General features: G+C 35.2%; 22 protein-coding genes, 1 pseudogene and 1 other annotated feature. Of the genes and pseudogenes, 18 read left to right on the forward strand and 5 right to left on the reverse strand.

What is annotated here, in order from left to right:
* Window positions 1-8: 8 nt before the first annotated feature.
* The 10 genes from ACZ76X_RS14420 to ACZ76X_RS14465 all read left to right on the forward strand — a co-directional run bounded on the left by ACZ76X_RS14420 (window position 9) and on the right by ACZ76X_RS14465 (window position 10,221).
* Window positions 9-953, forward strand: a complete 945-nt coding sequence (locus ACZ76X_RS14420) for a carbohydrate ABC transporter permease (RefSeq protein WP_000389887.1) — start codon at window positions 9-11, stop codon at window positions 951-953.
* Window positions 946-1,779: a carbohydrate ABC transporter permease gene (locus ACZ76X_RS14425; RefSeq protein WP_011198667.1), complete on the forward strand. Its 834-nt coding sequence runs from the start codon at window positions 946-948 to the stop codon at window positions 1,777-1,779. Before ACZ76X_RS14420 ends, ACZ76X_RS14425 begins: the two co-directional genes overlap by 8 nt.
* Before the next feature lie 26 nt (window positions 1,780-1,805).
* Window positions 1,806-3,071: a Gfo/Idh/MocA family protein gene (locus ACZ76X_RS14430; RefSeq protein ID WP_479850772.1), complete on the forward strand. Its 1,266-nt coding sequence runs from the start codon at window positions 1,806-1,808 to the stop codon at window positions 3,069-3,071.
* Window positions 3,072-3,235: 164 nt separating this feature from the next.
* Complete coding sequence (locus ACZ76X_RS14435; RefSeq protein ID WP_479850773.1) at window positions 3,236-3,955, forward strand: GntR family transcriptional regulator; 720 nt, start codon at window positions 3,236-3,238, stop codon at window positions 3,953-3,955.
* Window positions 3,956-4,032: 77 nt separating this feature from the next.
* The gene (locus tag ACZ76X_RS14440; RefSeq protein ID WP_074602296.1) at window positions 4,033-5,220 is read left to right on the forward strand and encodes an SIS domain-containing protein; all 1,188 of its coding nucleotides are present in this window, start codon (window positions 4,033-4,035) and stop codon (window positions 5,218-5,220) included.
* A 6-nt stretch (window positions 5,221-5,226) separates the two neighbouring features.
* Window positions 5,227-6,390 carry an N-acetylglucosamine-6-phosphate deacetylase gene (gene nagA, locus ACZ76X_RS14445; protein ID WP_001110430.1) on the forward strand — a complete coding sequence of 388 codons (1,164 nt, stop codon included), beginning with the start codon at window positions 5,227-5,229 and terminating at the stop codon, window positions 6,388-6,390.
* A gap of 4 nt (window positions 6,391-6,394) precedes the next feature.
* Entirely contained in the window at window positions 6,395-7,240 is an 846-nt protein-coding gene (locus ACZ76X_RS14450) for a tagatose-bisphosphate aldolase subunit GatY (protein ID WP_074602300.1), read from the forward strand.
* A 12-nt stretch (window positions 7,241-7,252) separates the two neighbouring features.
* Window positions 7,253-8,176: a 1-phosphofructokinase gene (pfkB, locus tag ACZ76X_RS14455; RefSeq protein WP_479850774.1), complete on the forward strand. Its 924-nt coding sequence runs from the start codon at window positions 7,253-7,255 to the stop codon at window positions 8,174-8,176.
* Window positions 8,177-8,195: 19 nt separating this feature from the next.
* Window positions 8,196-9,137, forward strand: coding sequence for an ROK family protein (locus tag ACZ76X_RS14460; RefSeq protein WP_479850775.1), 942 nt, complete (start codon window positions 8,196-8,198; stop codon window positions 9,135-9,137).
* Between the two features lie 271 nt (window positions 9,138-9,408).
* Entirely contained in the window at window positions 9,409-10,221 is an 813-nt protein-coding gene (locus tag ACZ76X_RS14465) for a polyphosphate kinase 2 family protein (protein WP_479850776.1), read from the forward strand.
* 67 nt (window positions 10,222-10,288) lie between these two features.
* On the opposite strand, the pseudogene ACZ76X_RS14470 reads toward ACZ76X_RS14465, so the two are convergent.
* Window positions 10,289-11,137, reverse strand: a pseudogene (locus ACZ76X_RS14470) (leucine-rich repeat domain-containing protein); the annotation flags it as partial.
* A gap of 257 nt (window positions 11,138-11,394) precedes the next feature.
* Here ACZ76X_RS14470 and ACZ76X_RS14475 point away from each other — a divergent pair.
* On the forward strand, window positions 11,395-12,669 hold the full coding sequence (locus ACZ76X_RS14475; protein ID WP_479850777.1) for an MFS transporter: 1,275 nt from the start codon (window positions 11,395-11,397) through the stop codon (window positions 12,667-12,669).
* Between the two features lie 44 nt (window positions 12,670-12,713).
* On the opposite strand, the gene ACZ76X_RS14480 is transcribed toward ACZ76X_RS14475, so the two are convergent.
* On the reverse strand, window positions 12,714-13,697 hold the full coding sequence (locus tag ACZ76X_RS14480) for a beta-ketoacyl-ACP synthase 3 (RefSeq protein ID WP_479850778.1): 984 nt from the start codon (window positions 13,695-13,697) through the stop codon (window positions 12,714-12,716).
* A 180-nt stretch (window positions 13,698-13,877) separates the two neighbouring features.
* On the opposite strand from ACZ76X_RS14480, the gene ACZ76X_RS14485 reads away from it, so the two are divergent.
* Complete coding sequence (locus ACZ76X_RS14485) at window positions 13,878-14,432, forward strand: cobalamin biosynthesis protein CbiN (RefSeq protein WP_479850779.1); 555 nt, start codon at window positions 13,878-13,880, stop codon at window positions 14,430-14,432.
* Between the two features lie 483 nt (window positions 14,433-14,915).
* Window positions 14,916-16,175, forward strand: coding sequence for a GTPase HflX (gene hflX / locus ACZ76X_RS14490; RefSeq protein WP_048527254.1), 1,260 nt, complete (start codon window positions 14,916-14,918; stop codon window positions 16,173-16,175).
* Window positions 16,176-16,215: 40 nt separating this feature from the next.
* Here the strand turns inward: hflX and ACZ76X_RS14495 are convergent, their stop codons facing one another.
* Window positions 16,216-17,856, reverse strand: coding sequence for a peptide ABC transporter substrate-binding protein (locus tag ACZ76X_RS14495; protein ID WP_479850780.1), 1,641 nt, complete (start codon window positions 17,854-17,856; stop codon window positions 16,216-16,218).
* Window positions 17,857-18,078: 222 nt separating this feature from the next.
* On the opposite strand from ACZ76X_RS14495, the gene ACZ76X_RS14500 reads away from it, so the two are divergent.
* The 4 genes from ACZ76X_RS14500 to ACZ76X_RS14515 all read left to right on the forward strand — a co-directional run bounded on the left by ACZ76X_RS14500 (window position 18,079) and on the right by ACZ76X_RS14515 (window position 21,727).
* A complete protein-coding gene (locus tag ACZ76X_RS14500) occupies window positions 18,079-19,290 on the forward strand; it encodes an MFS transporter (RefSeq protein ID WP_479850781.1) in 1,212 nt (403 codons plus the stop codon).
* Between the two features lie 10 nt (window positions 19,291-19,300).
* The gene (cysK, locus tag ACZ76X_RS14505; protein ID WP_242277339.1) at window positions 19,301-20,218 is read left to right on the forward strand and encodes a cysteine synthase A; all 918 of its coding nucleotides are present in this window, start codon (window positions 19,301-19,303) and stop codon (window positions 20,216-20,218) included.
* Between the two features lie 79 nt (window positions 20,219-20,297).
* On the forward strand, window positions 20,298-20,810 hold the full coding sequence (locus ACZ76X_RS14510) for a GNAT family N-acetyltransferase (RefSeq protein WP_479850782.1): 513 nt from the start codon (window positions 20,298-20,300) through the stop codon (window positions 20,808-20,810).
* A 92-nt stretch (window positions 20,811-20,902) separates the two neighbouring features.
* Complete coding sequence (locus ACZ76X_RS14515) at window positions 20,903-21,727, forward strand: DUF4037 domain-containing protein (RefSeq protein WP_479850783.1); 825 nt, start codon at window positions 20,903-20,905, stop codon at window positions 21,725-21,727.
* A gap of 39 nt (window positions 21,728-21,766) precedes the next feature.
* Here ACZ76X_RS14515 and ACZ76X_RS14520 read toward each other — a convergent pair whose 3' ends face one another.
* Complete coding sequence (locus ACZ76X_RS14520; RefSeq protein WP_479850784.1) at window positions 21,767-23,401, reverse strand: putative polysaccharide biosynthesis protein; 1,635 nt, start codon at window positions 23,399-23,401, stop codon at window positions 21,767-21,769.
* A 373-nt stretch (window positions 23,402-23,774) separates the two neighbouring features.
* Window positions 23,775-23,997, forward strand: a binding site (T-box leader).
* A 301-nt stretch (window positions 23,998-24,298) separates the two neighbouring features.
* On the opposite strand from ACZ76X_RS14520, the gene ACZ76X_RS14525 reads away from it, so the two are divergent.
* Window positions 24,299-25,636 (forward strand): sodium-dependent transporter, encoded by a 1,338-nt coding sequence (locus ACZ76X_RS14525; protein ID WP_001088183.1) that lies wholly within the window; start codon window positions 24,299-24,301, stop codon window positions 25,634-25,636.
* A 39-nt stretch (window positions 25,637-25,675) separates the two neighbouring features.
* Here the strand turns inward: ACZ76X_RS14525 and ACZ76X_RS14530 are convergent, their stop codons facing one another.
* Window positions 25,676-26,380: a polysaccharide deacetylase family protein gene (locus ACZ76X_RS14530; RefSeq protein ID WP_479850785.1), complete on the reverse strand. Its 705-nt coding sequence runs from the start codon at window positions 26,378-26,380 to the stop codon at window positions 25,676-25,678.
* Between the last annotated feature and the right edge of the window lie 286 nt (window positions 26,381-26,666).

Here is a 26,666-nt window from a genome sequence, read left to right on the forward strand (position 1 = left end):
GTGAAGAGATGGAGGATCTATCAATAAAGGTAGTGGAGCAAAAAAACACACATATACAAAAAAAATATAAAAAGAAAAAGAAATTAGATTATATATGGGCATATGTCATGATTGCCCCAACTATGCTAGGGTTATTCATTTTTTATATGTGGCCAATTTTGCAAAATATTTATTTTAGTTTTACAGCGTGGGATGCGTTTGGTAGCTATGAATGGATTGGATTAGAAAACTATAAAAAGATGTTTACTGATCAAGATTTAGGAAAGGCTTTTCAAAATACATTTATTTATATCGTGCTTACTGTTCCAATCAGTATATTTTTATCCATCATATTAGCGGTGCTATTAAATCAAAACATTAAAGGGAAATCCCTGTATAGAACATTATATTTTTTACCTGTTATTACAATGCCTGCTGCAATCGCGATGGTATGGAAATGGATCTATAATTCTGACTATGGGTTACTCAATTACATGTTATCATGCTTTGGAATTGATGGTCCTAATTGGCTTACCAACCCTAACATTGCATTATATTCAATTATTATAGTTGCGATTTGGGGTGGGATAGGATATAACATGGTTATTTTTCTATCTGGTCTCCAAAACATCCCTAAAACATACTATGAAGCAGCAATTATGGATGGAGCCCGGCCAATTACAATTTTCTTTAAGATTACATTGCCACTTTTATCGCCAGTTATTTTCTTTGTAACGATTATGTCTTTAATTGGGGCATTTCAAGTATTCGATCTCATCTTTATGATGATTGGTAGAACAAGTAATGTAATTGAAAATACACAATCTATTGTTTATTTATTTTATCAAAATGCCTTTATTTTGAATGAAAAAGGATATTCGGCAGCCATAGCAGTTGTATTATTAATTATTATATTAATCATTACAGCGATTCAAATGATATTACAGAAAAAGTGGGTGCATTATGATGAATAAAAGAGTAGGTGCAGTCAATAAAAATAAAATTATGATTCATACAATGCTTATCATAGGTGCCTTATTAACCATTGGTCCTTTTATTTGGATGATATTAACGTCTCTAAAGACTTATGCAGAATCTGTTCAAGTTTCACCAGTTATTATCCCATCTCAATTTATGTGGAGTAACTATACGGAAATATTCAACTTATTACCATTTTTAAAATTTATGATGAATACTGTAATTGTTACAATAGCTAGAACGATTGGGCAGTTGTTTTTATGCTCATTAGCAGCTTATGCTTTTGCTAGAATACAATTTCCAGGTAGAAATGTACTGTTTTTACTAACTCTTTCCGTCCTAATGGTTCCAGCTCAAGTGTTTTTGCTTCCACAATATTTAATTATGGTAAAACTGGATTGGTTGAATACATTACAAGCGGTAATTGTACCTGGGTTATTTAGTGCATTTGGTACCTTTTTATTGCGTCAGTTTTTTATGGGTGTTCCAAAGGAACTAGAAGAAGCAGCGAGATTAGATGGTTGCAATCACTTCCAAATTTATTGGTATGTTATGCTGCCTCTTGCGAAACCGGGTTTAATTGCACTTGGTATATTTACAACACTCTGGTCTTGGAATGAATTGATGTGGCCGATGATTGTAAATAATTCACCAGATATGATGACATTATCAGTTGGTTTATCTTCACTACAAGGGCAATATGCAACAAACTATCCTGTACTAATGGCGGGATCATTTTTAGCGATTTTACCAATGTTGTTATTGTTTATTTTTTTACAAAAACAATTTATTGAAGGAATTACAATTACAGGTGGAAAATAAGAATAATAGAATAGGAGAGGATATGTATGATTACGGCGGCATTAATTGGGGCAGGAAGTCGTGGAATGTACGCTTATGCTTCTTACGCGTTAGAACATCCAACAGAGATAACTTTTGTTGCGGTTGCAGAATTGGATAATGCAAAAAGACAGAAATTCTCTGAAATGCATAACGTTTCGGAAGATATGCAATTTGAAACATGGGAAGAGTTATTAGCGAAAGAAAAGCTTTGTGATGTATTGCTTATTTGTTCGCCCGACCGGTTTCATTATAAACCTGTAATGCAAGCGATTGAGAAGGGATACAAAATTTTATTAGAAAAACCAATGTCACCAAGTCCTACAGAGACATTGGAAATTGCAGAGGCTGCCACGAGATATGACGTGTTATTAACGGTATGTCACGTGTTAAGGTATGCACCATTCTATAGGACTTTAAAAGAAATTGTTGATCAAAAGAAGATAGGGGATATCGTTTCAATTCAATGGAATGAAAATGTCGGTCATTGGCATCAAGCACATAGTTTTGTAAGAGGGAATTGGCGTAATAAGTCTGAATCAAGTTCAATGATTTTGCAAAAATGTTGTCATGATATGGATGTGCTACAATGGCTTGTGGGTGCAGAGTGTGAAAAGATTTCATCTTTTGGAAGTTTGACTCATTTTAAATCCGAACATGCACCTAAGGGTTCGACGTTACGTTGTACAGATGGTTGTGAAGTTGAGGGAAACTGCCAATATTCTGCTTTAAAATGGTATTTACATGAGAGAGATGAATGGCCAGCGAATGTGGTTTCTATTGATACAAGCATTGAAAATAGACTGGAGGCATTAAAAAAGGGACCTTATGGGCGTTGTGTGTACCATTGTGACAATGATGTTGTGGATCATCAAGTAGTAAATTTGCTGTTTGATAATGATGTAACAGTTGCTTTTACAATGTCTGCATTTACAAAAGAGTGTTGCCGTACGTTTAAAATTATGGGAACACATGGTGAAATTCATGGTCATGATGTATTAAATGAATTGAAGGTCAAATATTTTTCAGGTGAAGTTGAAACGATTTACCCAAAAACAATAGAAGGTGGACATATGGGAGCAGATAATGCAATTATGACTGATTTTATCGAAAAGGTAAAAAGCAATAAAACAGAAAGTTTAACGTCTGCAATGATTTCGGCAAATAGTCATTTGATTGCATTTGCTGCTGAAAGATCAAGAATAACGGGTGAAACAGTAAATCTTAAGCAATATGTGACAGAGTTACAACAATCGATGAATCTAGCAAAGTAAGAAGAGTGCATATAAAGAAATAAATTAAATATACGATTCAAGTAAATTTTAACAGATAGAATAAGCTTATCTTTCTCTGTGAGAAAGTAATGGTAATTCCTATTTTCATTCGATATAATAGCCATAAACTGGTCATAACAACTTTATAGATGAGGGAGTAAAACATGATTGCAAAAGATAATCGAACACCATTATACTACCAACTAATGGATATTATTGTGGAGCAAATTGAAACTGGGAATTTACAAGAACATGATAAGCTTCCATCAGAACGTGAACTATGCGAGATTCATGATGTAAGTAGAACAACAGTAAGGCAGACGATGCAAGAATTAGAAAAAGAAGGATATATTTATAAAAAACATGGTAAAGGGAGTTTTGTCTCACCTCGTGTATTTAATCAAAGTCTTGTCCGTTTTTATAGTTTCACAGAAGAAATGAAAAAATTTGGAAAGGTTCCATCATCAACAGTCGTATCATTTTCCATAATTCATTGCGATAAAAAAATATCGAAAATTATGAATCTTAACAATGGAGAAGAGGTGTATCAAATTACGAGATTAAGGTTAGCTGATAAAGAACCCATGCTATTTGAAACATCTTATATTCCTGTAAAGTTCTTTCCATATTTAACGAAGAAAGAATTAGAAGAAACACCAATGTACGAGATTCTCCGTACAAAATACCAAGTTCATATCACACGTGCGGTGGAAAGTTTCAAAGCGATTGCAGCAGAAAAAGAGCATGCAACATGGCTACAAGTGGAAAAGAATGAACCATCTTTATCTCTAGAACGTATTGCATATGCGAAAGAAAATATAATTGAATACACACAGACCATTGCAAGAGGAGATAAATTTACTTACACAGTTGAATTACAATAAGTATAGTTATACTTATTGTAATTCAACTGGTAATGATGACGTGATAAGATGTGGACTAATATTAAGGGGGTTCTGAAATGTTATTACATGCAAATGATGAAATAAGAGAAACATATGGAGCGTGTTTTACAGCGAAAGAAATTGCACAACAGCCAGATCTTTGGGAGCAAGTATATTTGAATTTTCAAAGCAAACATCATGAAATTATAGACTTCTTTTCACGTATTTCAAGAGATCATGAACAAGTGAGGGTTATTTTCACTGGTGCAGGGACATCCGCTTTTGTTGGAGACACAATTGTTCCATATGTAAAAAGGATTACGGATTTAAAGAAAATGCATATTGAAAGCATTCCAACAACAAATATAGTCTCAAGTCCTTATTACTATCTTCAGCCAGACATCCCAACAATTTTAGTGTCTTTTGCTCGCTCAGGCAATAGTCCAGAAAGTGTAGCGGCAGTACAATTAGGAGAACAAATTATTCATTCAGTTTATCATATTATTTTAACATGTAATGAAGAAGGAAATTTAGCGAAGCAATTTCAGCATAAAGAGAACGCTTTTGTTATGTATATGCCACAGGAGGCAAACGATCAAGGGTTTGCAATGACAGGAAGTTTTACCTCTATGATGTTAACTGCACTTATGTTATGTAACTATAATCAGACCCATCTTTTAGAACCTAGCATTATGGATATTGTAAGATTAGGAAAAGATGTAATCAAAAAACAAGAACAGGAAATTCAACGAATTGCAGAAAAAGAATTTCGTAAAATTGTATTTTTAGGATCAGGCGTATTCGAGGGACTTTCTCGAGAGGCTGCTTTAAAATTTTTAGAGTTAACTGCTGGTCGTATCCCAGTTACGTTTGACACAACACTTGGGTTTAGGCATGGACCGAAATCAATTTTAGATAAGGATACAGTTGTTGTATTATTTTTATCTAATGATGAGTATACGAAAAAATATGATCTTGATTTATTAAAAGAGCTTTTTCAAGAGAAAGAAAGAAGCGAGATTATTGTTATAGCACATCAAGATAATCAGGAAGCAAGGCGAAATTCAAATACGTTTTTATGCAATGACGGACGCAATCTGAAAGATGACATGTATATTACGTTTATTTATATATTATACGGACAAATTTTAGCGTTATATAAATCTATTGCATTAGGGATTACTCCAGATAACCCTTGTCCAAGTGGAAGTGTAAATCGTATCGTTCGAGGGGTAACAGTACATCCTTATAAAGGAAAGGAATAGCAATTTATGAACTACTATGTCAAAGCATCTATGTATCTACTAGAAGATGGTGTTCGTGAGGGTGGATATTTACATATTGTAAATGGCTACTTTCTAAAACATGTTGAAGAAATAGTAGACGGAGCGTTAGTAATGGATTTTGAAGGAAGTATTATTTCTCCAGGATTTGTGGATACACATATTCACGGTGTAGCGGGACATGATGTAATGGATAGCACATATGAATCGTTAAACAATATTTCTATTATGTTATTGGAAAATGGTGTTACGAGTTTTTTACCTACAACATTAACTGATTATTCGGAAAATATAATGAAAGCTTTAAAAAATATAGCTCATGCAAAAAAAAGAGGAGTGGAAGGGGCCAATATTATTGGAGCTTTTCTTGAGGGACCTTGTTTTACGGAGGTCTATAAAGGTGCACAAAACTCTAAATATTTTATTGATCCAACCATTGAAATGTTAGAGGAGTGGATTGTTGCATCAGAAGGGACAATTAAAAAAATTGCCATGGCACCAGAGAGGAAAGGTGCTATTGCGTGTATACATCATGCTGTGAAAAAGAATATTCATGTAGCAATTGGGCATACGAATGCAAACTATGAGATATGCCAGAATGCGATTCAAGCAGGAGCGACGATTTTTGTGCATACGTTTAATGGAATGAAAGGATTACATCACCGTGAACCTGGCGTTGTTGGAGCGGTACTCTCAACTGAGCATGTGTATGGTGAAATCATTGTAGATGGACATCATGTACATCCAAGCGTAGTGAATATTTTATATAAATGTAAAGGATACGACAAAACTTGTTTAGTTAGTGACTGTATGCGAGCGGGCTTATTAGGGGATGGCACATATAATTTAGGAGAATTTGTTGTCCAAGTGCAAGACGGCATTGCCCGAACAGAGGCGGGTTCTTTAGCAGGAAGTACACTTCGATTTATTGATGGTGTGAAGAATATAGAGAAATGGACAAATGCATCGTTATGGGAATGTGTTCATATGGGATCGTTAATTCCTGCTAAAAGTATTGGAGTTGATAATGAAATTGGAAGTATAGCACCAGGGAAAAGAGCTGATTTTCTTATATTAACAGAGGATTTAGATCTTATAGGAACAGTTGTAGGGGGAGAAATGAAATATAAAAAGAATAAAGAGAGGATTTGAGAGTATGCTTGTTTCAACTCAATTTATACTGAGAAATGCACAAGAACAGGGTTATGCGGTTCCGGCTTTTAATATTCATAATTTAGAAACTTTAAAAGCAGTAATTGAATCCGCAGTAGAGCTTAGGTCACCTGTTATTATAGCTGCTACACCAGGCACAATAAAATATATGGGAAAAGAATATCTTTTGCATATGATTGAAGCAGCGAGAAAGCAATATGAAATACCAATTAGCCTACATTTAGATCATCATGAGGATATAAGTGATATTAAAAATTGTATTGATTCAGGAGTTCGCTCTGTTATGATTGATGCATCGCATTATCCATTTGAAGAGAATATTCAGATTGTTCAGGAAGTTTCGTTGTATGCAAAACAATATGGAGTAACAGTAGAGGCTGAATTAGGGCAATTATCAGGAATAGAAGAAGATATAAAAGTAGAAAACTCAATTTATACAGATCCTTACCAAGCGAAAGAATTTGTAGAACGCACGAATATTGACTCATTGGCAGTTGCAATTGGAACGGCACATGGACTATATAAAGGGGAACCAAAATTAGATTTACAAAGATTAATAAATATCAGAAAGCAAGTCAATATTCCTCTTGTACTACATGGGGCATCTGGATTATCAGACAGTTTAGTGCAAGAAACGATTCGTTTAGGAATTTGTAAAGTAAATATTGCAACAGAGCTAAAAATTGCATTCGGAACAGCATTACGCCATTATCTACATTCTCATCCAGAAGAAAATGATCCGCGTAAATATTTTTCAGATGCAATTATGGCGATGAAACGGGTTGTTGCAGATAAAATAAAGATGTGCAAAAGTTTAAATCGTGTGTAAGGAGATATTCTTATGATTGCGACAATTACATTGAATCCATCTGTTGATATGCGATATGAATTAGGAGAATTAAAACTAAACAAAATACATCGCACGAAAGACTATGAAAAAACTGCGGGTGGAAAAGGCATTAATGTATCGAGAGTACTTCGTTTGCTTGGAGAAGAAGTAACAGGAGCTGGGTTACTTGGTGGTAGTAATGGTGAGTTCATAAGAAAAAGATTGAAAGATTTATCAATTATTGATGAGTTTGTTTCCGTTAAAGAAGAAACTCGCAATTGTATAGCGTTAATCACAAAAAAATCTGCGTCAGCTACTGAAGTATTAGAAGCAGGACCAGCTATTTCAGAGGATGAAATAGCTCTTTTTATCAAAAAATATGAAAGGATAGTAAAAGATTTTGAGTTTATTGTTGCATCGGGAAGTTTACCTAAGGGTATTCCAAATTCATTTTATCAACAGTTGGCACAAAAGGCGGCTGAAAACGGTAAAAAATTCATATTAGATACAAGTGGAGAACCATTATTGCATGGCATACAAGGAAAACCATTTTTAATTAAACCAAACAGGCAAGAAATTTGTCAGTTGCTTCAAAAAAAACATGTGTCACAGGAAGAAATGATTGCGGAAGCAACTAAAATCTGCGAGAGGGGCGTGCAGTATGTTTTGTTATCACTTGGAAGAGAAGGAGCGATACTTATTACGAAAGATGAAAGCATAAGGGCAATTATTTCAGAAATAAAAACTATCAATGCCGTTGGCTCAGGTGACGCAATGGTTGCAGGAATAACGTTAGCACTCGCAAAGGGGTATGGGATAAAGGATGCACTTCGTTTTTCGGTGGCGTGTGGAATGGCTAACGCAGCTGAGGAAATAACAGGTTACATACAGCCTAAAAATGTAGAGAATTTCTATAATGAAATTACAATTGTCTAAAAGTAGGAAGGGGAGAAATATGGGGAAGTACGTTGCTTGTTTTGATATTGGAGGAACTTTTATAAAATATGCAATGATTGATGAACAAGGAATGGTACATGAACAAGGGAAAATAACAACACCAGTACAAAATCAAAAGAAAGAAATTTTGTATCGCATTTGTGAAGTAATATATGAGTTTGAAAAGAGCTATAAAATTCATTCTGTAGGTGTATCATCGTGTGGGATTATTGATAATATCAAGGGGGAAGTTCTGTATTCTGCCAATATTTCGGGATATAGCGGTACAAAAATAGCAGATTACATTTATAGTGAGACAGGGTATGTGGCGAGTATTGAAAATGATGTTCGTTCAGCTTGTCTCGGTGAAATGTGGAAAGGAGTAGGGCAGGGGAAAGAACATATTGTTTTAATCACACTTGGAACCGGAATTGGTAGTGGAATCATTACAAATGGCAAAATGCTTCAGGGAGTGAAAGGATTAGCAGGAGAGCTTGGTCATATGATAATTGTTCATAATGGAGAAAAATGTAGTTGTGGCGGAGAGGGATGTTATGAGAGATATGCATCGACTTCGGCATTGATTCGTCAGTATAAAGAAGCATCAAAAATTCAAGGGCTAGAGATAGGTACAATCACAGGTGAAGAAATTATAGAACGTATGTACAGAGGAGAACGATTGGCAAAGGATGTATATGAACAGTTTCTACAGTATGTTGTTGCTGGTTTAGTAAATATTACTTATATATTTAACCCCGAATTAATTATTATTGGGGGAGGTATTACAGAGCAAGGTGAACCATTTTTGAAACAAATTCAAGAAAGGTTCCATGACAAAATAATGGATATCTATCAAAATAAGGTGGAAATCGCTTTAGCATCATTACATAATGATGCTGGTGTATATGGAGCTTGTTATGTAGCGTTGAATCAATGTGAGGAAAAGTCAATGAATATATAATTTTAGAAGATATTTATCGAGAATAGTTAACACGTAGAGCTTTTTATTTTCAAACAACCATTATCTTGTTTATATATCAGCTGATGGTTGTTTTTGTTTGAAATATTAATAGGAATATATATTTGTTGATGATGTGCTATAAAGTATGTACGGATGTGATTTATCATTTCGGTTCTCGATTTGAAGTATAAGTCAAAGGGAATAGAATTATGAAGAAATTACCAAAAGTATGGTAAGATAACATTGTCATACAACAAGGGGGATTTGTTTTATGGAACATGGATATCTTGCTAAAGTAAATGTAACGAAAAGAATTGAATCGAAATCTAAGTACAATAAGAAACTTGAAAAATATCAAAGGCGCTTATTAGCGTTGCAGCAAATAGTAAAAGAAGAAAAAATCGCAGTTATGCTCGTTATGGAAGGCTGGGATGCGGCTGGAAAAGGCGGGGCGATTAAACGAGTGACGGAACACCTTGATCCGCGTGGGTTTCAAGTAAATCCAATTGGAGCACCAGCACCTCATGAAAAACGATACCATTACTTGCAACGTTTCTGGCGTAAACTTCCTCAGTACGGGCAAATTACTATTTTTGATCGCTCATGGTATGGCCGTGTGTTAGTTGAGCGGGTTGAAGGTTTTGCTACAAAGGAAGAGTGGACGAGAGCCTATGACGAGATTAATGATTTTGAAAAACTACTAACAGATGATCATTATATAATCGGGAAGTTTTTCTATCATATTAGTAAAGATGAACAGTTAAAGAGGTTTAAGGATAGAGAGAACAATCCTTTAAAAAGATGGAAAATTACAGATGAAGATTGGCGTAACCGTGAAAAATGGGACGAGTATGTTGAAGCAATGGAAGAAATGTTTGAAAAAACAAATAGGCCAAATGCGAAATGGCAAATTATCGCGAGTAACGATAAATTATACGCTCGTTTGAAAACGTTGAAAGTGATTATTTCATTAATTGAGGATTACCTTTTAGAACATAATATAGAATTACCTTCGTATTATTATGAGATGAAAGAGGGTAAGACGGAAGGAATTGAATCTGTGCAAGATGCAGGAGTTAAATAGTAAAAGACCTGTATATGCGGTATGAATAGGGCTATCCCACAAGTATATTTATGGGATAGTTTTTTTATTATACTAGAGTGGATTTATGATCTTTGTTTAATTCATTAAACTTATGAGTATAATGCTTCTTATTATTAAAGCCAACAAAGTCAATTCCGACGCAAGGTTCTAAATTGCCGTCTACAATTGTAGAATCCAAGAAGCTTAAAAGCTTTAATTTAGATAGCTCTTTAACGAATTGTAGATTTTGTATGTTACCACAACTTGATAGAATGACTGTTTCTATCTCTGTTAAATAACGTAAATAGTCGTGGTTTTTCATTTTACTGCAATTATTGAATTCGATGTATGTTAAAGTTGAAGCGTTGTGTTCAATTTCATCAATATGTTCTAAATTTCTTAAATAATTGATTTCTAAATGCTTTAATTTTGGGAATGCGCTACATCCCTTTAATGAGTTAATATTCCCTTGTGTAATGCTTAGTTTTTCAAGTTTTTGTAAAGACATTAATTCTTCAAGGTTTTTTTGTTTCGGTTTGTATTTCCAAATGTATAGTTCTTTTAAGTTAGGACAAGATTCGAATCCTGTAATGTTTTTATTCCACTGTATGTAAAGTTCCTCCAAATTTGTATAGCTTTCTAGTGCTGTTAAGTTTAGTGGAACTTGTGATTCTTCTAGTGCTAAAGATTTTAAGTTTTTTAAATTATATAATGATGAGTAGTCAGTAATACATGTACTACTAATATGTAAGCTTTCAATTTGCGGGCAGCGTTCTAGAAAGTTAATATGATTTAAACTATACCTAAGATCATTAATGTAAACATCGGTAAAGTTATTTGTATTAATGAAGTCTACGTATTCATCCAGTCTATTTTCATGAATTTGTACGCTGCCATTCATAACTAAAAAGTTTTGTGATTGATTTGCTTCACCGGATCCTTCTATTTTATGTACTGGGTTTTGTTTGCAAACCTCACATAATTTTAGGTTTTTTTTCATTGTTTTCTCCTTGCATATTGTAAATAGTAGTATTTTTAATATAGCATGAGATAAGTAGTCTATGGTTAGCAAGTGTTTAGAATGAAAAGAACGAATAGAAAATGTCGTTGTATATGTAATGGAAAACATAGTACATTAACAAGGGGATTTTATTTCAAAGGGAGGATGAGAACTTGTTAGATGAGGCGGGAGCTTTAATAAGTAATCATATATATACAGAAGAAGAACAACAAAAATTATATAAACGAACGTTACTAATCGTAAGCATTTCACAAATGTTCGGAGGAGCAGGGTTGGCTGCTGGGATTACAGTAGGTGCACTTCTTGCGCAGCAAATGCTTGGGACAGATGCATATGCAGGATTACCGGCAGCTATGTTTACGATGGGATCTGCGGTAGCAGCTTTCTTTGTTGGGAAGTTATCGCAAAAGTATGGTCGCCGCGTAGGGCTTGCAGGAGGTTTTATAGTAGGCGGGTTAGGGGCTATTGGAGTTGTGATGGCAGCTTTAACAAATAGTATTATTCTTTTACTAGTTTCTTTACTTATATATGGCGCGGGCACAGCTACAAATTTACAAGCGCGTTATGCTGGAACGGATTTAGCGAATAAGAAGCAAAGAGCAACCGCTATTAGTATTACGATGGTAATGACGACTTTTGGTGCAGTCGCAGGTCCCAATTTAGTAGGTGTAATGGGAAGGTTTGCTCATTCAATTGGGATTCCTGAACTTGCTGGTCCGTTCATCTTATCAGCAGCGGCATTTATACTGGCGGGTCTTGTTTTATTTGTTATGCTTCGTCCAGATCCGTTACTTATTGCTAATATGATAGAAGCATATAAACAAGAGCATACATATAAAGGGCAACCAATAACAGAAGAGGCAATAGAAAACAAGCAAGGTATTACTGTTGGAGCTATCGTAATGATACTTACTCAAATCGTGATGGTTGCAATTATGACGATGACTCCAGTTCACATGGGACACCACGGTCACGCTTTAAGTGCAGTAGGTCTTGTAATTGGTTTTCATGTCGGTGCAATGTACCTTCCATCTCTCGTTACGGGAATGCTAATTGATAAAATTGGAAGAACTACGATGAGTATAGCTGGCGGAGTAATTTTACTAGCAGCAGGTGTCATAGCGGCGCTAGCGCCGAGTGATTCTTTAATACTATTAATCGTTGCTTTGTCTTTACTTGGATTAGGATGGAACCTTGGTTTAATAAGTGGTACGGCTCAAATTGTTGATGCAACTATACCTTCCACACGTGCAAAAACACAAGGGAAAATAGATGTGTTTATTGCGTTAGCTGGAGCTTCAGGCGGAGCGATGTCAGGTATGGTAGTGGCGAATTCAAGTTATGCGACGTTGTCATTAGCCGGGGGCGTTTTAGCTTTCATGCTGATTCCTGTTGTGATATGGTCTCGAAAAGGAGAAAGAAGTTAAAGGGAGGTTCTAGTTATTGACTAGAACCTCTTTTTCATCCGTTTTTAACTCAAATCCCACTCCACAATAAGCCCTAAATGCGTAAGACCGCCCCCAAATCCGTACAGTAAAAGTTTGTCTCCATTATTTAATTTACTTTCTTTTCTAGCTGAATTTAGAGCGAGTGGAATAGAGACAGAAGATGTATTCCCCATATATTCCACGCTCGTTAATGTTTTTTGTATTGGAATTTGAGATTTTTCACAAATAGATTCAATCATTCGTAAGTTAGCGCTATGAGGAATGAACCAGTCTATATCATCCATTTTCATATTTGCAGTATGTAACAGTTCTTTTATACCTACTGGCACTGTGCGTGTTGCCCATTTATATACTTCTCTCCCATTTTGAACGATTTTTTCATTTGTTTGCAGTGGAGTGTTATTCATAGTAGTAGATAAGTTTGTTCTGTATAGATGAATACCGCCGTGCCCATTTGTGCCCATATGATACGCGATAAAGCTTGGTTTGTTTTCATCTCTTTCTAATAAAATAGCACCAGCACCATCGCCGAATAAAATGCAGGTCGTTCTATCGGTGTAATCAGTAACTTTTGATAATGTTTCTGTCGCTACAACAAGTACTTTTTCGTGTGATCCAGAAGTGATTAAGCTATTTCCAACGTGCAAGCCATATGTGAAACCAGCGCAAGTGGCATTTAAATCAAATGCCATTGTATGAGGTATGTTGAAGTATTGTTGTATTTGGCAAGCAACACTAGGGAAAACGTAATCAGCAGTAGTAGTAGCGACAATGATACAGTCGACATCTTCTAAGTTTTTCTTATATGTTGTACATAAATTTTCAATTGCTTGAATGGCTAAGTTTGAGGAGTATTCTTCTTCGCTAGCGATTCTTCTTTCCTTCATTCCTGTTCTTTGTACAATCCATTCATCATTCGTATCGATTATTTTTTCTAAATCATTATTAGATAATATTTGATTTGGAACATAAGTACCAATTGCAGTAATACGAGATTTAGAATGCATGGGAACATCTCCTAACTTATTTTTATAACCTGATACTAATATCTGGTTATAAAAATGTCAATAAAGACTTTTATTGTATTGAAGTGATAATGCTTAACTTATTATGAAGGAATTTGGCGAGTGTTGTAAAAATCATATACAAGAAGTTTTTAAAATTGATAATGAAGAGAGTTGAGCTCCTTGAAAAGGATTTTGTATATATTTCCTGTTGTCATTATTTGTAGCTTTATTCTTATTATTTTTTCAGAGAAATCTTATGCTTGTGATTGTATTAATGTATCAGCAGAAGATGCCTTTCAAAAAAACGATGTAGTATTTAAGGGAAGAGTGATTGAGATTGGAAGGGAAGAAAGTGTTGGAATTGAAGTATTATTTGAAGTGAAGGGCATTTGGAAAGGGACAACATCTTCGCAAATTATTGTATATACAAATGGTGGTGATTGTGTGTTTCACTTTGTAGAGGGAGGAGAGTACTTAGTGTTTTCTTCTCAAAGAGGGGAAGAGAAACAATTATTCACACATAGTTGCAGTGGTACGAAAAAGCTAGATGAGGCAGGGGCGGACGAAGTGGCTGTAAGTCAAATTGCAAAAGAATCTGTTCCGACGAAGAAAGTCGATTTAAAAGGGAAAATGGTCAGTGGTTTCAGTTCGTGGAAAGTTGTTACCATTTCTATAGGCATGTTACTGATTGTAGCTCTTGTGATTTTTAATGTAAGAAGAATACGCAAAAAATGACGATTAAAGTAAAAGTATAGAGAATTTCTTTCTGTTTCTATAGGTGGTTTCATCTTGTGAAAGCGAATTACTTATGCTACACTTTATGTAACTTAAAATGAACGGAGGGGCTTCCTTTGATCTTAATCAGATTACGTCTCAATACTTTGTGCCAATAATTGAATAGCGCTCAAAGGCTCTGTCTGTGTGCAGAGTGAACGGGATTGGTCTGCCTATTTTAAAGGAACCCTTTATTAAGCTTATATGTGAAAAAGAGGGAGGGACGAATACGCCCTCTTTTTGTTTTGCCTTTATAAATAGAATGGGATCGTATAGGTGAACACTTATTGTGGATACGTATATGATCTTGGGACTTATTGACTATGAGATAGGATGAAAGTATCGCTTTCTCCTGTTTCTTTGGTGAACCCTTATCCGTTTACGAAAACACAGGCAGTGACCTGTGTTTTTTATTTTACGTAATCGAAATGGAGGAATAAATATATGGAAGAATTATTACAAAGAGCAGTTTTAGTTGGAGTGAATTTAGGTAATGAAGATGACTTTGCGTATTCGATGGAAGAGTTAACGAATCTTGCAGAAGCTTGTGATGTAGAGGTAATTGGGCAAGTGACGCAAAATTTACAACGAGTAAATCCGTCACATTATATTGGAAAAGGAAAGATTGAAGAAGTAGCAGCCTATGTAAATGAAGTAGGTGCGAATATGGTAATCTTTAATGACGAATTATCGCCTTCTCAAATTCGAAATTTAGAAGCAGATTTAGATTGTAAAGTAATTGACCGTACCATATTAATTTTAGACATTTTTGCGCAACGTGCGAAAACGAAAGAAGCGCAGTTGCAAGTAGAAGTAGCACACCTTCAATATATGATGCCACGTTTAATCGGTCTTCGTGAATCGTTAGGAAGACAGAGCGGCGGAGTTGGTACAAAAAATAAAGGTGTCGGTGAGAAAAAATTAGAGTTAGATCGTCGTAAAATTGAAGAACAGATTTCAGTTTTAAATAAAGACCTAGAAGCACTTGTTGCCCAGCGTCAAACGCAGCGAAAGCAACGTAAGAAAAATGAAGTACCTGTTGTAGCATTAGTAGGTTATACGAACGCTGGAAAGTCAACGACGATGAATGCAATGCTTGAAATTTATAATGGTACAGAAGAAAAACAAGTATTTGAAAAAGATATGTTATTCGCGACGTTAGAAACATCTGTGCGAAATATTGATTTGCCAGATAACAAATCATTCTTATTAACAGATACAGTCGGATTTGTAAGCAAATTACCGCATCATCTTGTAAAAGCTTTCCGTTCAACATTGGAAGAGGTAGCGGAAGCAGATTTACTTATTCACGTTGTAGATTACGCAAATCCAAATTACGAACAATTAATTGATATTACAAATGAAACGTTAAAGAAAATTGGAGTAGAAAATATCCCAACTATTTATGCTTATAACAAATCAGATATGGTAGATGTTGAAATTCCGAAAGTACAAGAAGACCGCGTTTATTTATCAGCGAAGAAACATGTTGGAATAAAAGAGCTTGTCGAAATGATTCGCTCACACATTTATAAAGAGTATACGAAGTGTGAAATGCTAATTCCGTATGATCAAGGGCAGGTAGTTTCTTATTTCAATACTCATGCGCACGTTTTATCTACGAGTTATGAAAACGAAGGTACGAAACTAGAAGTAGAATGTAAGACGAGTGATTACGAAAAGTATAAGCGTTTTGCTATTTAATAAAGAAGGCGATCCTAATATATGTTAGGATCGCTTTTTTTTATTCTGTAATAGAGGCCCACTTATAAGAATAAATTCCTGCAAATGGACGAATAACAACACCCTTTACTGTTGGACGCTCTAAATACACAAGACCTGATTGGAAGATTGGAGCAATGGCTGCATCATCTTCAAGTAAGATTTTCTCAGCATCTTGGAACGCTTTCCAACGTGCTGGTAAGTCCGTTACTAAAGTAGAGCTCGTTTTCTCAATTAATTCGTCGTATTGTTTGTTGGAGTAACTCATCTTATTAAACGGTCCGTCTGTGACGAACATATTTAAAAATGTTGTAGGATCAGGATAATCTGGACCCCAAGTAGAGAGTGAAATTTCAAAATCGCCATTTCCTTCACGATCTAAAAATGCTTTTACTGGAAGTGGTTGTAATGTGATTTTTAATCCAGGTAAGTTTTTCTCCAGTTCACCTTTTAAAAACTCGCTAATTTTTTTATCGTTAGACTCATCAGTTGTTATGATTGAAAGAGAAGCATTTTGTAAATTTGTTTCTTTTTTCGCAGTTTCCCATAGTGTTTTAGCTTCTTTCGCATTTGTTTCTACTTTTACATGACTTGTACTGCGAAAATCTTTATTGTCAGGTCCTTTTACGAATCCTTTTGGAACGAATGCATTTGCAGGTATAGAACCATTATTTAAAATCGTTGTTGCAATTCCTTGTTTATCAAAAGCAAGCGAAATCGCTTTTCGAGCATTTTTGTTTGCTAATAAAGGATTCTTTTGACTAAATCGGAAAAACGTCACAGAAGGACGTTCCATTTTCTTTAAGCTCGGATCTTTTTGATATTTATCAACAAACTCAGAATTAATCGTAATTCGGTCTACTTGTTTACTTTCAAATAAATTAACGGCTGTTGAAGTATCTTTTACGATATTTACATTAATTTCATGTAACTTCACATTTTTATTATCCCAGTAGTTCGGGTTTTTTGTCATTTTATAACTTGTATCATGTTTCCATTCACTTAATTGGAACGGCCCGTTATAAACTACATTTGCAGCTTCAAGTCCGTAATTTTTCCCTTGTGATTCAACAACCTTTTGGTTTTGAGGATAAAATGTTGCGAATCCCATTAATCCTAAAAAGTATGGAACAGGGTGTTCTAACTGTACTTCAAGTGTTTTATCGTCAATTGCTTTTACACCAAACGAGTCAATTGGCAATTCTTTTTTATTTATTTTTTCTGCGTTTTTAATATCGAACATAATATGTGCGTATTCAGAAGCAGTTTCTGGATTTACGGCACGTTTCCATGCATATTCAAAATCATGAGCAGTTACTGGATCGCCATTTGACCATTTTGAATCGTGTAATGTAAATGTATATGTTTTTCCGTCTTCGCTCAGTTTGTATGATTCAGCTGCTGCAGGAACAGGTTTATTGTCAGGACCAGGCATATATAATCCTTCCATTACGTTGTTTAATGCAGCGTAAGAAAACCCATCAGTTGCGATAGATGAATCAAGTGTAGAAATTTCCCCAGCTTCTACAATGTTTAATACTTGTTTTGAAGATTCTTTTTTCTTTTCTCCTGTAGTGGTTGCCTCTTGTTTTTGACCACATGCTGTTAAAAACATAGATAATGTGATTGAGAGTGCAACGATTCCTTTTGTTTTTTTCTTCATATTTGTCAACCTTCCCTTCATCTCTGCCTTAGTATAAAAGAAAATATAGAAAATTTCTATAAATAAATCCGATAAAACATATGGAAAAAATATATTATTTAAGAAGTGATATTTCTGGAAAAAGAAATGAAACCAGTATAGAATAGAAATGTTTCAAAAGTCAGAATTTATTACACCTACTGTAATAAATATATATTTTGTACAGGAAGGAGAGATTCATATATGCAGGCAGTTTCAAAAAAAAATACAATAGAAACACCGACGATATATCGAATACTATTTGCGATTAGTTTCGGTCATTTTTTAAATGACTCGATGCAAGCAGTTGTGCCCGCGTTGTTTCCTATTTTGGAAAAAACGATGAATTTATCCTATATGCAAGTAGGGTGGATTGCGTTTGCATTAAATATGACTTCGTCGATTATGCAGCCGGTTTTTGGTATGTATTCGGATAAGAAGCCATCACCATTTTTATTACCTCTCGGTATGTTTTCAAGTATGCTTGGGATGATCGGACTTGCATTTGCACCAAACTTTATTATTGTCATTATTTCTGTTTTATTTATCGGATTAGGTTCCGCAGTCTTTCATCCAAAAGGGGCTCGAGTTGCTTATATGGCAGCCGGTGCAAAACGAGGTTTAGCACAAGCGATTTATCAAGTGGGAGGAAATACAGGGAATTCCCTAGCTCCTATTTTTACAGCTTTAATTTTCGTTCCGCTCGGCCAAATTGGTTCTTTAGGTTTTACAGCCTTTGCAGCGGTAGGAATTGTATTATTAATTTTCGTATCAAATTGGTATAGGAATGAATTAGCGACTGGCACTGTGAGAAGAAAAAAGAGGGCTGCGCTTGAGGCGGAAAATGCGATTGTAAGTACACATATTAAATTTGTTATTTTACTTCTTGTTTTTCTTACTTTTGTACGATCTTGGTACGGTGCTGGTATTGGGAACTTTTATCAATTTTACTTAATTGAGCATTACGGGTTATCGATAAAAAATGCTCAGTATTTCGTATTCGCATTTATGATTGCTGGTGTGTTAGGAACCTTCTTTGGTGGTCCATTAGCAGATCGATTTGGAAAGAAAACAATTATTGTATTTTCAATGCTAGGTTCAGCCCCACTTGCACTTTTATTGCCCCACGTTTCGCTCGTATGGGTCGTACCGCTATTTTTATGTATCGGTTTTATTAGTTCAAGTAGTTTTAGTGTAATTGTTGTATATGTGCAAGAGCTTGTTCCTGGAAAAGTAGGAATGGTATCTGGATTAATTGTAGGGCTTGCGTTTGGACTCGGCGCTTTAGGCTCTGTAGTTCTTGGAAAATTGGCTGACATATATAGTCTACAATTCATTATGTTACTATGTAGTTGTCTACCATTAATTGGACTTACTTCTTGGTTATTACCAAGTGATAAGAAAACGATAGAATAGGGGATGCACTATGAAATTATGTGAAAATGTTACAGAATTAATAGGAGATACACCTGTCGTCCGTTTATCTAAATTTATTCCAGAAGACGCAGCAGATGTGTATGTAAAACTAGAAATGTTTAATCCATCACGCAGTGTGAAAGACCGTGCTGCCTATAATTTATTGCACGTTGCAGAAGAGAATGGTCTTATCAAACCAGGAGATACAATTATTGAGCCAACAAGTGGTAATACAGGAATTGGTTTAGCGATGAACGCGGCTGCGAAAGGATATAAAGCGATTTTAATTATGCCGGACAATATGTCAAAAGAGCGTATAAATTTATTGAAAGCATACGGTGCAGAAGTAGTTTTAACACCGGCAGAACAAAGAATGCCAGGAGCAATTGCGAAGGCGTTAGAATTGCAAGAGAAAATTCCAAATAGTTTTATTCCGCAGCAATTTGAAAATCCAGCAAATCCGAATATTCATCGTTATACAACTGCACTTGAAATTTATGAACAAATGGATGGCGAGCTTGATGCATTCGTAGCAACGGCTGGAACTGGTGGAACTATTACAGGGACTGGGGAAACGTTAAAAGAGAAATTACCAAACTTATATATTGCAGTAGTAGAACCGAAAGGATCTCCCGTTTTATCAGGTGGTGTTCCAGGTCCTCATAAATTAGTAGGAACAAGTCCAGGATTTATCCCGAAAAACTTAAATACGGAAGTGTATAACGAAATTATTCAAATTGCAGACGAAGAGGCCTTAACGACGATGAGAAACTTAGCTAGACAAGAGGGATTGTTAGTTGGGCCGTCTTCAGGCGCTTCTGTTTACGCAGCGATTATGATCGCGAAACGATTAGGCGCTGGTAAAAAAGTTTTATGTATTGCACCTGATACAGGTGAGCGGTATTTGAGTATGGGATTATTTGAATGAAAATGATACAAACACCTTACTCATGAAATTGTTACGAGTAAGGTGTTTGTTTTAGGTTGTAAAGAGGGGGAGAATAACAATGAAACTATTAAAACCAATACATGAATATAGTGAAGAAATTATGGAATATAAACATGCGTTTTTACAATCGGGAGAACAACCACATGGCAGTAGTTCTTTACAAAATTTTGATTCTCTCGATGAATGGTTTGAGAAAGTGAGTATACAAGAAGTGGGAGAAAACTTACAAGGTAATCGAGTACCATCTAGCCAATTTTTAAGCTTTGAAAAAGGGGAACTTATAGGTTTTGTGAATATTAGACATCGATTAAACGAAGAATTATTGCGGGAAAGTGGTCATATTGGATATAGTGTACATCCGGATAAACGTCGCCGAGGTTACGCGACAAAACAATTGAAACTTGCATTGGGTGAAGCGCAAAAATTAGGATTGAAGAAAGTGTTAATAACTTGTGATAAATCGAATATCGGCTCTGCTAAAACGATTCAAAAGGTTGGTGGTGTGTTAGAAGATGAAGTGGTTTCTTCTCATACAAGTGAAATTGTTCAGCGTTATTGGGTGGAAATATGATTCAGTGGAACTTTGAAAAGGAAATGCAATGCGTAATATCGAAATAGATAAATAAAAAGCGAAGTTGTACTGCAATTATAGGGGGAAATGAAGTGGGATTAAAAGAGAAAGCAATAGAAATGTCGGAGATTTATAGGAGAAATCCAAAAGTAGAGGCTATTATTTTAGCGGGTTCAGTAGCTAGAAAGCTAGAAGATGAACGTTCAGATATAGAACTACATATTTTATGGTCAATGCCACCAGAGGATGAGGATCGTAAAGGGCCTATTAACTATATTGGTGGAACAATTTTGTCATACCATCCTTACGAGGAAGAAGAATGGTCGGAAACATATTTGACGAAAGAAGGAATTAAATTAGAGATTAGTAACTTTTTAACAGAAACAGTAGAGAAAGTTATTGAGGATGTGGTGGTTCAATATGATATAAGTTATGAAAAACAATGTATCGTATCATCCGTTCATGATGGTGTTAGTTTGTATGGAGAAGAGAAAGTACATGAATTAAAAGATAGGGTGGTAGCATATCCAGAAGACCTAGCAAAACGGATGATTTTAGAAAACCTTTGGTTAAGCAATCGCTGGCATAATCGAGAGGCGCTTTTAAAACGAAAAGACTGGCTTATGTTATATGATGTTATTTGTGAAGCGCAAAGGAATATATTTGGGGTCTTATTTGGTTTGAATAAAATGTATGTACATCACCCAGCGTTTAAATGGATGCCATATAATGTGGAACGAATGATTATTAAGCCTGAAAACTTATATGAGCGTATGGCGAATACGTTAATAGGGAAACCGGAGTATAGTGTACAGGAGCTAGAAGTGTTAATTGAAGAACTATTCCATTTAGTAGAACAACATGATCCAGAATTACATATTGCCGAACAACAAAAACGTATGCAATATACGAAGTAAAAAAGGAGGGATGTAACAATGCGTTACATCCCTTCTTTTTTATTTAATTAATTTACCTAGTACTGGTAATCGTTGAATCTTATCACCGAGAATATGTGAAGCAAGTCCGCTCGTTAAGACGAATAAAAGGTAAACAATCCCTCCAGCGGCGCCGCATATAACAACAATGAGAAGTGATTCCATATAAGATTGTCCAGGAATTAACCATTTAAAAATTGCTTTTAATGCTATTACAACAGCAGACATCGCAGCGGAGTAAATCGTAATAAGAAATACTGTTTTTGCTGTTTCACCAATTTTAAATTTCGCAAACTTAACGATGCAGTACAACATGATAACATTGGAAACGAGGTATCCAAGAATGGTTCCAAGTACAGCACCGTGTCCGCCAAATAAATGTAAGAGCGGTGTATTTACTACAACTTTAACGAGAATACCGACTGAGAAAGCGATCATCGTTTTTCTTTGATAATCGATTCCTTGTAATATGGCAGCTGAAACTGTGAAAATCGCACTTAATATAGCAGAAGGTGCAAATGAAATTAAATATTGTGATCCACCAAGTGCAATTTCGGGATTTACATAAACCATACGGAATGCATCGTAAGCGATGCTAGCAAGGCCAAATGCAGCTGGGATAGTGAAGAATAACAAGACTTGAAATATCTTTGCAATTTGTTCTTGTAATTCTTCTAGTTTCCCGCTTGTATAAGATTTCGTTACAGCCGGAATGATCGTTAATGAGAATCCAGTAGCAAGTGAAGCGGGAATCATAATTAACTTTTGGGCATAGTTCGTTATATAAGCGAACACTGCATTCGCTGCTTCTAAAGGCTCTCCCATCGCTCTAAGGACATCAGCTACAGTATATTGATCTACTAACGTATAGAGCGGTATTGCGATACCGACAAATACAATTGGGATAGCATATCGAAGTAATTCTATATAAATATTTTTTAATGGGATATTCGATGCCCTTGACTTTAATTCTCCTTCAGGAGGCTTTAGTCTATTATATTTTTTCCAGTACATCATTAAAATAGAGACGCTGGCAAGTGCCCCGATAACAGCACCAAAGGTAGCAACTGCAACAGAAGAAGCTACGGAACCCCCTAATAGTTTTGAGACGATGAAACTGCCAACTAAAATGAAAACAACGCGTGCAAATTGTTCTACGACTTGAGAAATAGCACTTGGTTTCATATGTTGAAATCCTTGGAAATAACCACGTGTAACGCTCATTGCTGGTACGATAATAAGTGCGAAACTTAATGCTCGCATCGTAAGTGTTACGTCAGCGATAAATTGTGGATCTGGCGTTTTCGAACGAATAATAAATTGTGATATGTATGGTGCTCCAATAAATAAAACTAAAAAACCTAAAAAGCCCATAAACAACATTAATTTTACGCTAGAGTTGTATAATTTTTTGCTTGTACTATAATCACCAAGCGCATTATGCTTTGCAACAAATTTGGAAACGGCAATAGGAATACCGGCAGTTGAAAAACTTAACAAAATACCGTACCAAGAGTATGCATATCCATATAAAGCGACCCCTTGTGTTCCGACTAATAGTTGAAAAGGGAAAAAGTATATAAATCCTAATATACGTGAAATCATTGTCGCACCGCTTAATAAAGCAGTTCCTTTTAAAACTTTTGAAGTAGACAAAATTCTTTCCTCCTACTCGTGTTGTCTTACGTTCATCCCGCTTTAATGGGCAGTAAGACCCCCACCTCAAAATTCAGCGAAAGTAAAGAAGTTAGGTGGGGATCGGGCTGCCCATAAAAGTCCGATTGGTGAGGGCTAATAATCAGTGGGGGATGAAGAAAACCCCCACTGATTAAAGTTTCACTTTATCGTATACTACTATAAACCTGTTAGAGAAGTTAATATAGTATGGAACATAAATATTCTAATATTATTCATTTAAAAGTCATATTTTACATTTTTAAATAGAATGTAATACGTAAAAATTCAAAATATAAGTTGACACTATTTTTAATGTGTGATAAAAATGATAGTAATCAATTCGGAAAATAATATTTGGGCAATGAAAGGGTATAGTAGTGAATATCTCCCTATTTCAGAGAGCTGATGGTTGGTGTGAATCAGTATATAGATTATTCATGAAGTTCGTCCTGGAGCATCTTTCATAAATCTCATATTTTGAGGAAATGAAAGACGGTAGTTTATACCGTTATCAAATAAAGTGGTGAAGATTGTTTCACAACTAGGGTGGTACCGCGATATTTATCGTCCCTACGTATTTACGTAGGGACGTTTTTTATTTAGGTCTTACTTTGTTGTGGCTTCATAACTAGGGTGGTACCGCGATATTTTATCGTCCCTACGTATTTGCGTAGGGACGTTTTTTATTTAGGTCTTACTTTTGTTGTATCTTCATAACTAGGGTGGTACCGCGATATTTTTGTCGTCCCTACGTATTTACGTAGGGGCGTTTTTTTATTAGTAGAGAGGAAGTGAACGTATTAGAAAAGAGTGTGAATAGAACAATATAAATACCGGATTGTAATACAGAAAAAGATAGAGAGAGGAGATTAACAAATGAATTCACAGCAATGGACATCGAAATTAGGTTTCGTATTAGCTGCAGCAGGTTCAGCGATTGGTCTAGGGGCAATTTGGAAGTTCCCATACATGGCCGGAATTGGAGGGGGCGGCGCGTTCTTCCTTATTTTCATCGGTTTCACATTATTAATTGGTTTACCGCTATTATTAGCTGAATTCGTTATCGGAAGAAGTACACAAAAAGAGGCCGTTGATGCATATAGAGAAATCGCACCAAAAACATTATGGCCATGGTTAGGGAAATTAGGGATTGTAACATGTTTCATATTACTTTCTTTCTACAGTGTTGTAGGAGGCTGGATTTTATTATATTTATGGAATGCAATTACAGGTAGACTATGGGAAGGAAATGGGGCATATGAAGCTACGTTTGGTGAAATCATTTCCAATCCGTATTTAGCAGTTGGCTCGCAGCTATTATTCATCCTTATTACTATTTTCATCGTAAGTAAAGGTGTACAAAATGGTGTTGAAAAAGTAAATAAATATTTCATGCCAGCACTATTCGTTTTGTTCTTTGTATTAATCGTTCGTGCACTTACGTTAGATGGTGCTGGAGAAGGAGTTCGTTTCTTCTTACAACCTGATTTCTCACATGTAACATCAGAAGTCATATTATATGCAATGGGACAATCGTTCTTCTCCCTATCTGTTGGTGTAGCCGTTATGGTAACGTATAGCTCTTACTTACCGAAAGAAGAAAGCTTACCACGTTCAGCATTTTCTATCGTAGCTTTAACGCTTGTGATTACATTACTTGCAGGGCTTGCAATTTTCCCAGTAGTGTTCGCATTTGGAATGGAACCATCTCAAGGACCGGGGTTATTATTTATCGTACTGCCAGCTATTTTCAGTAAAATGGCATTCGGAAAATTATTCTTCATCGTTTTCTTATTACTATTCTTCTTTGCTACTATTACATCAGCAATTTCGATGTTAGAAATTAGCGTTGCATCTTTAACTGCAAAAGGTAAAGGAAAACGTGAAAAAATGGCTTTAATCGTAGGATTACTAATCTTCGTTGTTGGAGTACCATCAGCATTATCATTTGGTATATTAAGTGATCTGAAGATTTTCGGAAAGACAGTCTTTGATTTAGCGGATTATGCAGTTAGTAACGTACTAATGCCACTTGGTGTTTTATTAGTTTCTATCTTCGTTCCTTTAAAAATGAAGAAAGATGTATTAATGAAAGAGCTTGGTGTAAGTAAAAATAAGGGCTATAAATTATTCGTATTATGGTTATTCTTACTTCGCTTCATCGCACCAATTGCGATTATTATCGTATTCTTAAATGTACTTGGCATTATTTAAAAAGAAAGGTAGCGCATCGTTTTATGATACGCTACCTTTTTATTTTGCTCTTTTTTGCAGTTCGTTTACCGTTACGAACTGATATCCCTTCTTAGATAATGAGTCTAAAATACCTTCAATGGTCTGTAAATTTTCATTAGACTCATCGTACATAGAGTGTAATAAAATGATAGAACCTGGTTGTACATTTTTATTAACATATTCAATTTTATCAGCAGCAGATTTATAAAAAGTATCAGGTTCAAGGTCCCATGTGATTGTTTCGATATTATTTTTATTTAAATAATAGGGCAGACCAATTAGCTTTTTTCCGTTAGGTGGTCTAAAATCAATTTCGCCTGTATATCCTGTTTGGCGGATTAATGCATTCGTTTTTTCTATTTCTTCTTTAATATAAGAAGGTGTTTTAAAAACCATTCTGTTATGAGAATATGTATGGTTTCCAACTTGGTGTCCAGATTGTACGATAGCTTCTCCTAACGATAGTTTTTTTTCTAATTCATTTCCGATTAAAAAGAAGGTAGCTTTTGCATTGTATGTATCTAGTAGCGGTAATATTTGTTTTACATTGTTCGTAGGACCATCATCAAAAGTTAAAGCAACCACTTTTTCATTTGTTTCTACTCGGTTTGTTAAATCTCCAAACAATTGAAAGCCTCTTGCGTTCATCAATTTGTATGTTCCAAATAATGCTACAGTAATAATGAATAATGTAACGATTGTAATGATCATTTTCTTTTTCATAAAGCAACCCCACTATATTTTTGGATTGGACTAAAAATTATTATATCAAATTAAGTAATTTCACGCTTTAAAAAGGATGTGGATGCAAGGGGAAGGAATTTGTCATATAATAAAATATAAAAGGTATATTAGGAGGTGTTTAAATGGCGATTATAATTCAATTGCCGGACACTGCAGCGTCTCATGCAAAGCCAAGTATGGAAATGGCGATACTTTGCGTGAGGTAGACAAGTAATATACAATCGCCTAAATGAGCTCGAATCATTTTTATATTTGGCTTTGCACC

The organism is Bacillus sp. BC05(2025) (assembly GCF_056725905.1).